The sequence below is a fragment of the Balneola sp. genome (assembly GCA_003712055.1).
Taxonomy (GTDB): Bacteria; Bacteroidota; Rhodothermia; order Balneolales; family Balneolaceae; genus RHLJ01.
In genome coordinates this window covers 493983-508440 of sequence record RHLJ01000003.1, presented here as the reverse complement: position 1 = coordinate 508440, position 14458 = coordinate 493983, and the positions used below count along the sequence as shown (strand labels likewise).

Here is a 14458-nt window from a genome sequence, read left to right as displayed (position 1 = left end):
TCACCGCTATGAAAAAAATACTACTCCCACTACTACTCTTAGGACTCATCGTAAATCAAAGCCAGGCTCAGTATTCCTATGAATTATATGTTGAAGGTATTCAGACTCCCTGGGGGATGGACTGGCTACCTAATGGAGATATGCTGGTTACTGACCGGAGTGGAGAGCTCTACCTGGTTAAGGATGGTGAACTACAAGACGAAACAATTGCAGGTTTACCCGATGATATATTAGCTCAACGCCAGGGAGGGCTACTAGACGTGAGAGTCCACCCAAACTATGCGGATAATGGATGGATTTATTTGGCCTATTCTTTCAGTGAAGGCAGAAATGCGAGTACAAAAATCGTACGGGCTAGGCTAGATGGTAACGCACTTACTGATATGGAAACTATTTACAAAGCAGATCCTAATTCAAATCGCGGAGTTCATTATGGGGGTAGGATCGAGTTTGATAATGATGGGTATTTATTCTTCACAATTGGCGATCGTGGCTATCGAGATGATTTACCCCAGGACCTTTCCAAAGATGGGGGAAAAGTTTATCGGTTAATGGATAATGGAACAGTGCCATCCGATAATCCTTTTGTAGGATCAGACAATTCGGTAGAAGCTACCTATTCTTATGGTCACAGAAATCCACAAGGAATGGCAATGAACCCAGCTACCGGGGTAATCTGGACGCATGAACACGGTCCAAGAGGAGGAGATGAATTGAACATTATACATCCAGGAAAAAATTATGGGTGGCCAATTCTAAGCTATGGGATAAACTATAGCGGATCTTCTTTTGCAGAAGGAACAGAACGAGAAGGGATGGAGTCTCCAATTAACTACTGGGTTCCTTCTATTGCTCCATCCGGAATGGCCTTTGTAACCAGTGATAATTACCCGGAATGGAAAGGACATCTTTTAGTCGGTTCTCTAAAGTTCAACAATGTAGAGCTTCTTAAACTGGACGGCGATTCGGTAACCGGAATAGAAAAAGTTCTGGAGGGAATCGGAAGAGTTCGAAGCGTTGAAGAAGGCCCTGATGGCAATATCTATATAGGAGTTGTAGGCCAGGGAATTTTTAAGGTAGTTGCTGATTAGTATTAATCGGCTTCTGCTCCTTTTCTTGTAAAAACTTTTTTAAACAGTATGATTTTGTAGTAGGAAATATATCTTTGTTCTGTATACATAGATAATATATGTATATCGAATCTTAAAGTATTTCCTATGTTTTCAAAATCCCTTGTAGCAGCTTCATCAAAGCCATTAATACTGTGCATTCTTAAAAGAGAGAAGAGCTACGGCTATGCAATCACACAAAAAGTAAAAGAGCTATCTGGTGGTGCAATGGAATGGTCAGATGGAATGCTTTATCCAATTCTGAAGAGATTGGAAAAGGACGGCCTTATACAATCAGAGTGGGTTCTTTCAGAAGAAGGCCGACATAGGAAATACTATTCCATAACTGAAAAGGGAATAGAAGAAATAGCCATAGAACGTGAGCATTGGTTTAGTGCACATGCCACAATGGGCAAACTTTGGGGATTGAAACCAGAACTCAATATTTCTTAAAGAGGGCGCATGAAATTCGATTTAGAAGCAAAAATTGCAGCCTGGAAAAAAAAGCTTAAAGCTAACAGGGTCTTCGATGATGGAGATATAAAAGAATATGAAGAGCACCTTAGAGATGAGGTCAATTTTCTGGTCGATAATGGAATGGATGAAGAAGAGGCATTTTATAAATCCGTAAAGAATTTTGGTGAGCCTAAAAATTTAGCAAGGGAATTTAAAAGCGTTGTACAAATCAAAAACCCTGTAAAGAGAAGATTACATTTAGCGGAGTTATCCTTTTTAAGCCTGCTGCCGAATTACCTCAAATTGTCGGCTAGAAGCATGTTGAGGAATAAATTCTACACAACGATAAATATAATAAGCGTGGCTCTTGGGCTTATCGTAAGTGTGATTATTCTACAGTACTATTTTTATGAGACAAATCAGGATACCTATGTCGAAGATTATGATAGGGTTTATCGAATTAATGCAGGAAGGGTAAATGATAGTGGAGAAAGGACACTAAAGACGGCGATAAATTTTCCAGCTTTAGCAGGAACATTACGAGAAGAAAGTGAATCGGTTGAAGAGGTTGCTCAGCTAGTTGGAAATGGTACCATATTTAGAAAAGACGAAGCTGTATTCCAGGAGAATGGGATATTTTATACTGATGGCTCTTCCGTCTTATGCGTGTTTTCAGTTGAGCTAATTATCGGGTCGTCAGAAGACCTGGATAAACCTAATACAATCTTTTTATCAGAGGAGCTGGCTGAGAAGTATTTTAATAATGAGAATGCAATAGGTCAGGCTATAGAAGTAATTGATGTAGTAGGTAATTGGGAGTTGTTTGAAGTGAAAGGGGTTTATAAGGAGTTTCCTGAAATTTCTCATATACAACCAACTGCATTGCTAAACAATACGGATATAGTTCAAAAGTTGGTAGATAGCGGAAGCTTTGGTCCTATTCCTTATGACGATATCGTTTGGAGATTGAGGAATAATTATACCTACGCAAAACTAAAACCAGAGAACAATGCTGGTCTTCTTGAGGAAGAACTGAATGCTATTATAGACAGATACCGTGCTGGATTTGATGCCAGGCAGGGAATAAATACGATTCTATGGCATCAACCTATTTCAACCATTCATACCACTCCCGACATTTTGAATGAGCCAAAGCAAGTAGCGGATACTCAGTCTCTTAAATTCATTTTTTGGATAGGAATAGCAGCCCTATTGATTGGTTGGATTAACTACGTGAATTTATCGACGGCTCAATCAATTAAGAGGGCTAAAGAAGTAGGAATTAGAAAGGTGATGGGTTCCTCGAAATCACAATTGATTATTCAATTTATTCTGGAATCAATTCTAGTGAATTTAATAGCCATATTTATATCTATTGGGCTATTGATGGTACTAAGTCAGCGCTTTGAGGACTTAATCGGGTTAAATGTATTTGATTATGTTCTGGAGTTTAAACCTTATTGGGCCGCTTTTTTAATGGCATTATTTATTGGGATACTTTTTTCAGGTTTCTATCCCGCCCTTATATTTTCGAGGTTTAAACCCATTTCAACACTAAAGGGAGCATTCAAAAATTCTAAAAGTGGTATAGCGTTAAGGAAATCTTTGGTCCTGCTACAATTCTCATTATCACTCTTCCTGATCATTTGTATTTACGTTGTCTTTAATCAAATTCACTACATAAAAAACCTGGATAAGGGATTGGATCTTGAGAATACCTATGTAATCAATGCGCCAACTTTTGTTGAAGGAAATTCACTTTCAAGATTCGAAGTTTTTAAAAGAGATTTAGAGGCTATTCCCGGAATTAGTAATGTCACAAATTCATCCATAATCCCCGGGAACTCGGCGCTTCCATCAATGATGGCCGAAAAGCTTGTCAAAGAGGCTAACGAGGAACGCATAAGATTAAATTATGCACGAGCAGATCACGCATACTTCGATCACTACAAAATTACACTTTCGGAAGGCAGGTATTTTGAAGAAGAAAGGGGAACAGAAGACCAGGCTGTTGTAGTAAATGAAAAAGCTCTTGAGTTACTTGGTTTTAATAGTGTAAGTGATGCAGTGAATAAAAGAATCGTTACTAGTATTGGGGACACCTTAGAAATAATAGGAGTAACCCAGAACTATGCCCAACAAAGTATGCAAATGGAATACATTCCCTTGATGCTCCAACTTCCTGTAGAGTCGGGGTATATAGCGGGAATGGGGGCCACATCACTTAAGATTGATTCAGGAAATCTTTCTGGCATTACCGAACAAATTGAAGGCGTATTTAATACCCACTTCCCGGGCGATATATTCAACGGCTTTTTCCTTGAAGACCAATTTAACCAGGCATATGCCCTGGAAGACCGATTTCAGAGAATTTTTGGTGGCTTTACTATAATCTCCATTCTAATAACCATTCTGGGACTAATTGGTCTTTCTTCCTATATGAGTAGACAAAGAAAAAAAGAAATAGGGATTAGAAAAGTTCTGGGGTCTTCTGAAATTCAGATAGTAAAACTGCTACTGAATGATTATTTCAAGCTTATCATATTTTCGTGTGTGCTAAGTATACCGGTTGCAATATGGTGGTTTAAAGTTTGGCTGGATAAGTTCCCGTTCAAATATGCACCAGGGGTTTTAGCCTTTCTTATACCAATCACCATTCTCTTAGCGATAACAGTTATTTCTGTTAGCAAACAGTCGATACAGGCAGCAATTGTGAACCCTGTGAATAGCCTGAAAGAGGACTAATGAATCCCTGATAAGTTTACTCTATAATTTTTAATAAAGCCTATTCAGACGACTGATATACTCTATTTCGCTTACAGTATCATCCTCATCTATGAAAATGATGATTTCTCCTTCTTTTGGATCGGTCACACAAACAACATCTTTATGTTTGCTTGTTTTATTAAAGATGGACTTAAAGCGAATATGAGGCCTTCGAACCCACGTTTTTCGCTCAAGTTTTTGAAGTGCATCGATAGCAAATATTAGATCTGGTTCCTGCTCTCGAACCAAAGCTACTATGGTATCAACCCGGTCGAAATAGTCCTTTTTGTTTGTATCAGTCACTAAACTCCCAAACTCCAGCCTTCTCGGTATTCTCGTTTCACGAACTGGTTTGCCGGGTCAAAATTAATGATGCGCATATTTGGTCCATCCCAACGTAACTGAATACCACGACCCGGATAGCGATGACGCTCCCTTCCTTCGCTGTCGGTATACACTTCACGATAATCATGACTTCGAATAGCGAGGTTCCCCATAAGAATACTTTCGGTTAAAGGCCCGGCAATATCGAATGAAGAACTCAAAGTTGTATTTCCATATCCGGCAATACATCCGTTTACCCACTGCAGATAATGGCCTTCAGGAACACGGTCGATGGTTTGAGGAACTACCGTTTGTTCCGTTAGAGAAGTAGGCAACAAACGCGGATCATAACCATATTCGCTACACATCATTTTCCCTTTAGTCCCAACCAGGATAGCCCCGCTATTTCCATCACCCATAACTTCGCTAGGGCCGAGCTCTTCGGGCCGAGCCGGCTTAATACCACCATCCATCCAATGTAAGGTTACTGGGGGCTTGCCATCCCGTTCCGGGAAACGGAGAATGATATGTGATGAAGGAGGACAGCTTTCCGGGAAGTACCCTCTCCGGAAAGCCCCGGTATATACACTTCCAACACTGCATTCAACGGCTTCCGGGTATCCAAGGCCTAGTACAGTAAATGGTGCTTCCATTAAATGGCAGGCCATATCACCTAAAGCACCGGTTCCATAATCCCACCAGCCTCGCCAGTTAAATGGAACCAGGTTGTCTACATAGTTTTTTTCCGGGGCGGTACCCAGCCAAAGATCCCAATCCAGTCCGGCAGGAATTTCAGCCTTCTCGGTTGACCAAGGCACACCTTGTGGCCAAACCGGTCGGTTTGTCCAAACGTATACTGTATCCACTTCCCCAATCTCACCGGCCTGGTACCAGTCTATAAGTTGGCGAACACCATCCCCAGAAGAGCCCTGATTTCCCATCTGAGTCACTACTTTGTACTTCTCGGCAGCTTCGGTAAGCATCCGAGCTTCGTAAATATCATGCGTCAACGGTTTTTGTACATACACATGCTTGCCAAGCTGCATGGCTGCCATCGCCTGCACTGCGTGCATATGATCTGGGGTTGAAACACTAACTGCATCAATGTTTTCCCGCTCCTTATCCAGCATCTCCCGGTAGTCTTTGTAATAAGGGGCATCGGGGTAATCTTCCCGTGCACCCTGTGCTTGTCGATCGTCTACATCACACAGGTAAGCAATTTTAACCTGCTCATGTTGAGCAAAGGCCCTTAGATCACCTCTTCCTTTCCCCCCTGAGCCAATACCTGCAATATACAATGTATCGCTAGGGGCTACATAGCCGCTACCTCCCAGCACATGTCGGGGAATTATGGTAAATGCCGTGGCTGCTAGGCCGGTTTTTTTGATGAAGTCCTTTCTGCTCAGCGAGTTATTGGACGAAGAGTTGTTGTTATCAGGCATAGTAGGTTGGCTTGGCTAGATAGTTAGTTGGATCGGAATTAACTCAAAAAGAAAGAGAATGACCAATGGAAAAAAATGGAGCTAAGAATATTTAGTACAGAATTAAGAATAGCGATTTAGGGCACTCCTCAACTTCCTCCCTCTCTATTCCTTGTTGAATATTCTTACTCCAAGAAGAGGTAACAAGATAAAATATGATAACAGACAGTCACCCTACTTTCTCCATGTCAAAATACCCAGCGATCAGGGTAGCGATACTGCTGGGGTTTGGAATAGGGGTGGGCAATAATTTGGATGCTACGCTTTGGTTAGTATCAGTTATTCTCCTCGCGGTAATAGCAATTCGGTCATGGTTAGATCGAAAAAACAGGATTTGGTTGAGAGCGGAAGTAACCAGGCTAACAACACTTCTCTTTTTATTTTCTATTGTTCTTGTAGGTACTTTTCTGATCAATTTTAGCAAATCATCCAAGGTATCAGAAATAGAAAAAGTGCTGGAAGTTTCAGCATGGGAACAGGTTGAGATAAATGCAGTAGTGGAAAATGAATGGAGAAATTCGGCAGGTAAGCAACGAGCAGATATAACGGTGATTCAAACTTTTATAAGTGAGATAAAAGCTCAACAAAGTTTTAAAGCCAGATTATTACTTAATAATCCTGAAAATATTCAACCAGGAGATACCATTACATTTTCTGCAACACTTATTCCGGTTGGGGAAAAGAGAAACCCATATCAGTTCGATTATAAAAAGTACCTGCTTGATCAGGAAATTCGAATACAAGTCAGGTTAGATAGCCTAATATCTACTACAATTAATTCGGACAAAGCCAACTGGTATTGGTGGAGAGCTCACGCACTTAGATTGATAGAATATAACTTTAGTGCCGATACAGCCCCTATTGCTAAAGCATTACTACTGGGCTATAAGCAGGATTTAGAGGGAGAGACAAGGAAAGCGTTTGCAAGATCAGGCTTGTCTCATATCATGGCCGTTTCAGGGTTACATGTTGGCTTTATTGTAGCTCCATTCTGGATCATCATCCCTTTTTTTTGGACCAATAAACAAGGGAGGTTAATAGGGCTTATACTCTTAGGAATTATTCTTTTTTGTTACTCTGGATTGACTGGATTTTCGACATCGGTGATGAGGGCTTCTATTATGGCTGTTCTGTTTACTTTCGGTAAGCTTTATAACAAAGCTCCTAACTCTATTAACCTCACCGGGGTGGCCGCAATAATAGTACTAGTGATTGATCCGCTTCAACTTTTTGAGATCGGATTTCAGCTTTCCTTTAGCGCTGTGCTGGTAATTCTTTTGGTATTACCCGTAGTACAAAGAGCCCTTCCTTATTGGCTTAGGGTTAGATGGTATGCGGTACCATTAATGACCATCATAGTTTCTTTTATAGTCCAGCTTGGACTATATCCTTTACAGGTTTACTACTTTGGCGAGGTATCTTTGATAGGGCCTTTCGCTAATGCTCTTTTTGTTCCATTATTAGGACTAACAGTGCCTCTTTCTTTGCTTTGCGTATTAATATCATCGGCATTCCCAATACTTGGTTTTTGGCTAAATATCCCATCCGATTTTTTTCTTAGGATTATGAATGAATTCGTTCTGTATTCATCGGGACAATCATGGGTTTGGACGCATATGGATTTACAAAGCCTGTTGCTATTTCCGCTATGGATATCCGCAATGTTGGTTATAGCTTGTTGGAGGATGCCTAAGTTAAAGTGGAAGTGGTTGATACTTTCTTTGTTGCTAGTTAGTGTGGTTAAACTGGAATCAATTTTTAATGAGCTAAAACCGAAAGACTTAGTAGTAACAGTATTTGATGTCGGACAGGGAGACGCATCCCTGATTGAAACTCCAAATGGTAAAACAGTATTGATTGACACAGGAGTTTGGAACCCGGGGTACAATAGCGGAGAGTCGGTAATTCTTCCTCACCTGAAGGCTAAGGGAATCGACAAACTTGATGCAGTTATCCTGAGCCATCCGCACTCCGATCATATAGGTGGGATCGTCTCTTTATTGAATACAGTAGAAGTAGAAGTGATTTATAATTCAGGGTATGAATATGATTCAGGATTGTATCGGAGGTACATAGAAAATGCCTCCAAGGAAAAGGTAAAAGTGGAACAAGTAAAGAGTGGGGAATACCTGGAAATCGATCCTTCAGTTTTGTTCCTGGTTCTCGGTCCTGAGCCAATAAGCTTTGGTGGTGATCCTAACGAACACTCAGTAGTAGTAAATCTTATTCATGGAAGTACAGAGTTTTTGTTTACTGGTGATGCAGGTAAAGAGCAGGAAGAGAGGTTGATAAAAAATTATGGGGAGTTCCTGGATATCGATTTTCTAAAAGTTGGCCATCACGGAAGCAGAACTAGCTCTGGCGAAGGATTTCTTAATTACGTTACTCCTGAAATAGCGGTCACATCTTTAGGAGAACAAAACAGGTTTGGGCATCCACATTATGAAGCGGTATCCAGGCTAATGGAAACAGGAAGCGAGTTATACTTTACCAGCAGAGATAAAGCACTGGTTTTTAAATCCGATGGCAGGAACATTCAAAGAGTTGAATGGGATAAGTAAGTGGGTTAAGTTCTTTTTAATACTGTCATCCTGAGCATACTTGCGAAGGATCAAACCTACTTTTAGTTTAACCCGATTAGATTCTTCGGCAGAAGCTTCAGAATGACTTAAGAAAAAACATGCATGCACTAATCATCGCGGGTGGAGTGCCGCCTACCAAAAAACTGATAGAAAAGGAAATCGAAAAAGCTGACCTCACCATTGGTGCAGATAGTGGCGGGCATACCTTTTTGGGCTACGGCTTTACTCCTGATATCGTAATTGGTGATATGGACAGCTTTGTATACACCCGGCACAAAGGCGTAAATATTCTCGAAGATCCCGACCAGGAATCCAACGACCTGGAAAAAGCTTTGAGCTATGCCTTAACAAAGGGAGCCAAAACCTGTGTTATTCTGGGAGCCCTCGGAAAGCGCATCGATCACGTTATGAAAAACTTCTCGGTGCTACAGCAATTCCAACCTAGATTTGACTCCATCTTATTCCGGGATGATTATGGAGACACTTTTTTGGTGACCTCTCCATACAAGATCGGCTTACCTGTTGGGAGTATCATCTCCTTTTTCCCGGTTCGAAATCCTGTAGAAGCATTCACTTCATCGGGAGTGCTGTATCCTCTAACCAATAGTATTCTGGAGATGGGCGGTCAGGACGGAACGTCCAATGAGATAACAAGCGCAGATGCAGAGCTTAGGTTCAAAGAGGGATATTTGGGAGTATTTGTAGGCAATGGCTCCAAGATGAAGTAGATAGGCTTTTCTTTGTCATTTCTCACTTCGCTCGATATAATTCGATAAGCGTTATTATCTAACCAAAGGAGTCTTTGCGAGGAGTTCAAAAGTGGTATGTTCAATAAGTAATCTTATCGACGAAGCAATCTCCCGGAGCGAGGCTTTATCATGGGATTGCCCGCCTTCCGAAGTCACGAAAGGAGGACAGGCTTCAGGACTAACTATCGTTACGCCCTTCGCAAAGACGATGTTTTATGAGATTCAACACTAAAATACAAAACCACTAATTATTGGCGTTTCAGTGGTTTTGTGGCTAACAATCACATTACAAATCTTCCTCTCGAATTTAGAAGAACAATTCTCTATTCTTCGAGCCATTGAATAATTTCTAATTGAACGACCATGCATCATTTACACCGTAAAAAACTCTTCTCCTTATTCGATGACAATCAAAACGGAGTGGTTTTTATCCAGGGTGCGGAAAATATGTACCGCTATAAAACCGACTATGAATTTCCCTTTCGTCAGGAGTCTAATTTCTGGTATCTAACTGGTGCAAACGAAGCAGATTGCGCATTAATCCTGGATTTGAAAAAAGAAGAGTATCATCTTTTTGTTCCTAAAAGAGATGCCCAGTATGCGGTATGGCATGGTTATGTGAAATCCAGGGAACAATACCAAGAGGAGTATAAACCTGATCATCTGCACTATCAAAATGAAGTGCTAAGTGTGTTAAGAAATCTGGCTCCGGATGTAATCTACTGTTTGAGCGACGAACAGGCAGAGTTCATCGAAGACCTGGATCGAAGCCTGGTTGTAGAAACAGATACCCTTGTTGATGCGCTCACCTATTGCCGCGTGTTGAAAACAGACTGGGAAGTAGACCAGATGAAAGAAGCGTGCCGCGTAAATGATGAAGCATATAAAGCGGTAATGAAAGCCATCAAGCCCGGGATGTACGAATACGAAATGAAAGCAGTATTCAATAAAGTACAACTCGAAAATGGCTTACTCCAGGATGCCTACAATGGAATCTTTGCTTCAGGAGTAAATGCATCCATCCTCCACTATGTGGAGAACACCAGTCAGATTAAAGATGGCGATCTTTTCCTGATGGATGCCGGATTTGAGTGTAATGGATATGCAGCAGATTACACCCGTACCTTCCCCGCAAATGGAAAATTCACCGAAATTCAGGCAGGAATTTACCAGGCAGTATTAGACGCGCAAAACAAAGTGATTGAAGCTGTAAAGCCCGGCGCCAAAATGGAAGATTTGCACATGCTGGCTTCGCGAACTATGATGGAGGGCTTGATAAAACTGGATATTATTCGTGGCAGTATTGATGAGATTATGGAAGAGGATATCTTTGCTCTGTTCTTCCCACATGGTTTAGGTCATTTTCTAGGCTTAGATACTCATGATGTGGGTGGTTACCCAAAAGGTGTGGATCGCATAGACCGCCCGGGGATTCAGTTCCTTCGTGCACGACGTGAACTCATGCCCGGAATGGTTATCACTATTGAGCCCGGAATCTATTTTGTACCAGCTGTACTGGAACCCGCTATCGAAGATGAAGAAAAGGCCAAATACCTGAATGTAGAAAAAGTAAAAGAGCTACTCAGCTTTGGAGGTGTTCGTATTGAAGATGATATCCTGGTTACGGAAGATGGATATGAGAACCTAACCAATGTGCCCAAGGAGATCGCTGAAATAGAAGCATTGATGGAGCGTTAGGCCAACTAGTTAATCAAATCATAAATAGAACATGAGATACTATATTACATTCTATCTAGTCATCTGTTTTTCCATGATCGTTAATGCCCAGGAAGCCAAAAATAGCCACTTTATAGAAGTAATTGGTGAAGCCAAACTCGAAGTGGTACCAAATCTTATTTATCTAACGGCTACAATAGACGGAAGATCTTTTAAACAGGAAGATATTTTAAAAAAGGAAAATGAATTACTTAAGGTTCTTCAAAATTCGGGGTTGGATCTTGAAGAAGATCTGTATGTCTCTGATGTACAAAGTGAGCTTGTAAAATATTGGTTCAAATCAGATAAGTTCGTTCCAACTAAAAACTATCAGATAACCGCCCATAGTTACAAACAAGCAATTGAGGTGATATTTGAACTAAGTGAACTAGAAATTTACATCTCGATAGAAAAGTTTGACCATTCAGAAATAGAAGAGTACAAGAAGAACTTAGAGATAAAAGCGATTCAAGATGCTAAAGAGAAAGCTGAGTATTTAACGGAGTCTATAGGTCAAAGTATAGGAAAGGCCATTTATATAATTGATAATAACTCGAATTTTGGCTTTGTAATGAGTGATTATGATTCCTTTGGACTCAATTCTCATAGAGAAAACATTCGGGGTTCTAGAGAAAGATACCCGGAGTTATCTTTTAAAAAGATCAGTCTTAATTCGAGAATTTTAGCAAGGTTTGAACTGGATTAGGATATAAAAGTGAAATAGTGCTCAAAAAATTTTCTATGATAATTCTTTATGTACTAGGAGCTTTTCTGCTCCTTTTCTTTGGCATTGGCTGGTGGACATCAGCTCCGGGCTATTCAGGTCCAAAAACGGATCACTTTAATGGTTCCAAATTTCTTAATGGAGAGGGCTATGAAGCGCAAAAATTCGGGGATATTATAAAATGGGCCACTACTCGAACTCCTGGAGAATGGACAGAAATAGGCGAGGATGAGGCTGGATATGGAAGTAAGCCAATAGCAAATGTTTCTGATTCAATACAGGTCATTACTTTCATCAATCATTCTACGTTTTTAGTACAGACTGATGGACTAAATATTATTACTGATCCGGTGTATGGTAAACGTGTATCGCCATTTAGTTTTGCAGGCCCTAAGCGAATGCGCCCACCAGGTATAAAGTTTGAAGACTTGCCGGAAATTCACGCGGTATTACTAAGCCACAATCATTACGACCACCTCGATATTTCTACATTAAAAAGAATTCAGCAGGTTTTTGATCCGGTATTTATCACTCCTCTAGGGATTGATTTATACCTTAATAAAAATGGAATCACTAATACAGTTCCTTTAGACTGGTGGGAAGGGACACAACTTTCTGATTCGGTAAAAGTGGACGCGGTTGAAGCTCAACACTTTTCAAGCAGAGGAATGTTTGATCGCGACAAGACACTATGGGCGGGTTTTGTGATTCAATCCCCAAAAGGAAATATCTACTTTGCTGGAGATACAGGATACAATACGTTTTTCAAAGAAATTGGAGAACGATATGCTCCAATAAAAACATCCATCATTCCAATTGGTGCTTACATTCCCCGGTGGATTATGAGCCCGGTTCATGTAGATCCCCAAGAAGCCATTCAAATCCATCAGGATGTGAATTCGGAACTAAGCATAGCTATGCATTTCGGTACCTTTCCTCTTGCCGATGATGGATACGATGATCCGATCAAGCAACTCAATGAGTTAGTGGGAGATATCCCGTTTATAATGCTTAAAGAAGGCGAGCGAATCGTTAGAGAGTAGTTGAACAAGCAGAACATTGAGCAGCAGAACTTCGAAGTTCAACTGTTCCTTATTCAGCGTTCAAAGTTCAATTCTATACAGCCTTCTTTTACTAAATAATTTGAGCTTGACAATAAGATGCTCCCACTGGGTCATCCTGAACTTGTTTCAGGATCTTGGTAAAGCCAAAAAGCAATAATTGAATGGAAGCTTAATCAACGTCTTGTCAAAAGATTCCGATGCTTTCGAGTATGAATCTAAAGCAATATTAAAGACAAAGTTCTAGCCATTCCTTAAGATCCCGAAACAAGTTCGGGATGACTCAAAAGCTGATAGATTTCTCATCTCAAGCTTACAATAAATAGCAGTTGAAGTTTTTTTTAGTAATCGTTTATTTAAGGCCTAAGGGGACTTTATTATGCCTGTACCTTTTACCAAAAAGCTACTTTTCTTTTTTGGGATTCTCATAATTCCACTGGCAAACTCCTATGCATTTCAGTCTAATTTCTCCGGCAAGATTATTGATAAAGACACGAAAGAACCGATAGCCGGGGCTAATATTTACTTTTCAGGTACTACTATTGGTGATGCTTCAGATGCTGACGGATCGTTTCTGTTTGAAGCCCCGCTGCAGGGAAGATTTAATCTGATCATTAGTTTTATAGGTTATAAGAAAATTGTACTTCCCATCCTGGTTAAGGACAAACAAAATGTGTATGAAGAGATTGAGATGGAAGCTGATATACAGCAAATGCAGGAAATTCAGGTCACGTCAAAAGATGACCGCAGATGGAGAAAAGCGTATAGAGATTTTAAGGAGTTCTTTTTAGGGCGAGATGAATTCGCCTATTTCTGTGAAATTAAGAATCCCTATTCCCTGGATTTTGAATGGAATTCAAAAGAAAACATATATACCGCCTCTTCAAGTGAACCCCTTATCATAGAGAACAAGGCCTTAGGGTATCAAATAACTGTTGAAATTGTCGATGTGTTCTTCAATCCACGAACAAACGGCGGATATTACGTTATCCTGCCAAGATTTGAAGAGATAGTCAGTCCTGATAGTTTAACAATGGCCGTTTGGAATGAAAATCGCAGGAAAACATACCTTGGCTCTTCAAGACATTTCTTTAAAAGTCTGGTAGATGGAGAAATGGATAATGCCGGATTTTCAATTGTTTCAGGGGATTCCTTAATACAACCCATAGAAGACCAGGGCTTAATGGAGCTTTATTATCCTAACAACTGGCAATTTTTAACCAGGAACTACACTCCCTTCAAAATAGACAGCCGAACATTTAAAGTAGGCTATGATGTAGAATTCGATCGAAAGGGGAGAGCCAAAAACAGGGGAACACTTAGCACGGTTGATCTTCGTGGGATCTCCGATGTGATTCTTGTTGACAGATACGGTGAGATATATAACCCCGAATACATTCAGTTTTTTGGTAAATGGGAATCAGACCGATTTGCCAGACATCTTCCCCTCGAGTATGGTTTGGCCCTTAAGGATTAACACAGCTCCTTCT

11 protein-coding genes are annotated in these 14458 nt (G+C 40.5%); 9 read left to right on the top strand and 2 right to left on the bottom strand.

Features of this window, described 5'->3' with window-relative positions:
- The first annotated feature begins 8 nt into the window (after nucleotides 1-8).
- The 3 genes from ED557_09615 to ED557_09605 all read left to right on the top strand — a co-directional run bounded on the left by ED557_09615 (nucleotide 9) and on the right by ED557_09605 (nucleotide 4310).
- A complete protein-coding gene (locus ED557_09615; GenBank protein ID RNC84017.1) occupies nucleotides 9-1091 on the top strand; it encodes a PQQ-dependent sugar dehydrogenase in 1083 nt (360 codons plus the stop codon).
- 126 nt (nucleotides 1092-1217) lie between these two features.
- Nucleotides 1218-1562, top strand: coding sequence for a PadR family transcriptional regulator (locus tag ED557_09610; GenBank protein ID RNC84016.1), 345 nt, complete (start codon nucleotides 1218-1220; stop codon nucleotides 1560-1562).
- A gap of 9 nt (nucleotides 1563-1571) precedes the next feature.
- Nucleotides 1572-4310 (top strand): ABC transporter permease, encoded by a 2739-nt coding sequence (locus ED557_09605; protein ID RNC84015.1) that lies wholly within the window; start codon nucleotides 1572-1574, stop codon nucleotides 4308-4310.
- Nucleotides 4311-4340: 30 nt separating this feature from the next.
- Here ED557_09605 and ED557_09600 read toward each other — a convergent pair whose 3' ends face one another.
- Both ED557_09600 and ED557_09595 read right to left on the bottom strand, forming a co-directional pair.
- Entirely contained in the window at nucleotides 4341-4634 is a 294-nt protein-coding gene (locus tag ED557_09600) for a hypothetical protein (GenBank protein ID RNC84014.1), read from the bottom strand.
- Nucleotides 4634-6097 (bottom strand): gfo/Idh/MocA family oxidoreductase, encoded by a 1464-nt coding sequence (locus ED557_09595; GenBank protein ID RNC84013.1) that lies wholly within the window; start codon nucleotides 6095-6097, stop codon nucleotides 4634-4636. The genes ED557_09600 and ED557_09595 overlap by 1 nt, the downstream gene beginning before the upstream one ends.
- Before the next feature lie 194 nt (nucleotides 6098-6291).
- Between ED557_09595 and ED557_09590 the strand changes: the two genes are divergently transcribed.
- The 6 genes from ED557_09590 (at nucleotide 6292) to ED557_09565 (ending at nucleotide 14445) form a co-directional block, all read left to right on the top strand.
- A complete protein-coding gene (locus tag ED557_09590) occupies nucleotides 6292-8697 on the top strand; it encodes a DNA internalization-related competence protein ComEC/Rec2 (protein ID RNC84012.1) in 2406 nt (801 codons plus the stop codon).
- A gap of 119 nt (nucleotides 8698-8816) precedes the next feature.
- The gene (locus ED557_09585; GenBank protein ID RNC84011.1) at nucleotides 8817-9446 is read left to right on the top strand and encodes a thiamine diphosphokinase; all 630 of its coding nucleotides are present in this window, start codon (nucleotides 8817-8819) and stop codon (nucleotides 9444-9446) included.
- Nucleotides 9447-9830: 384 nt separating this feature from the next.
- A complete protein-coding gene (locus tag ED557_09580; GenBank protein RNC84010.1) occupies nucleotides 9831-11165 on the top strand; it encodes an aminopeptidase P family protein in 1335 nt (444 codons plus the stop codon).
- A 31-nt stretch (nucleotides 11166-11196) separates the two neighbouring features.
- Nucleotides 11197-11889 (top strand): SIMPL domain-containing protein, encoded by a 693-nt coding sequence (locus ED557_09575; protein ID RNC84009.1) that lies wholly within the window; start codon nucleotides 11197-11199, stop codon nucleotides 11887-11889.
- A 35-nt stretch (nucleotides 11890-11924) separates the two neighbouring features.
- Complete coding sequence (locus ED557_09570) at nucleotides 11925-12950, top strand: twin-arginine translocation pathway signal (protein ID RNC84008.1); 1026 nt, start codon at nucleotides 11925-11927, stop codon at nucleotides 12948-12950.
- Between the two features lie 397 nt (nucleotides 12951-13347).
- On the top strand, nucleotides 13348-14445 hold the full coding sequence (locus ED557_09565) for a carboxypeptidase-like regulatory domain-containing protein (GenBank protein ID RNC84007.1): 1098 nt from the start codon (nucleotides 13348-13350) through the stop codon (nucleotides 14443-14445).
- The last annotated feature ends 13 nt before the right edge of the window (nucleotides 14446-14458 follow it).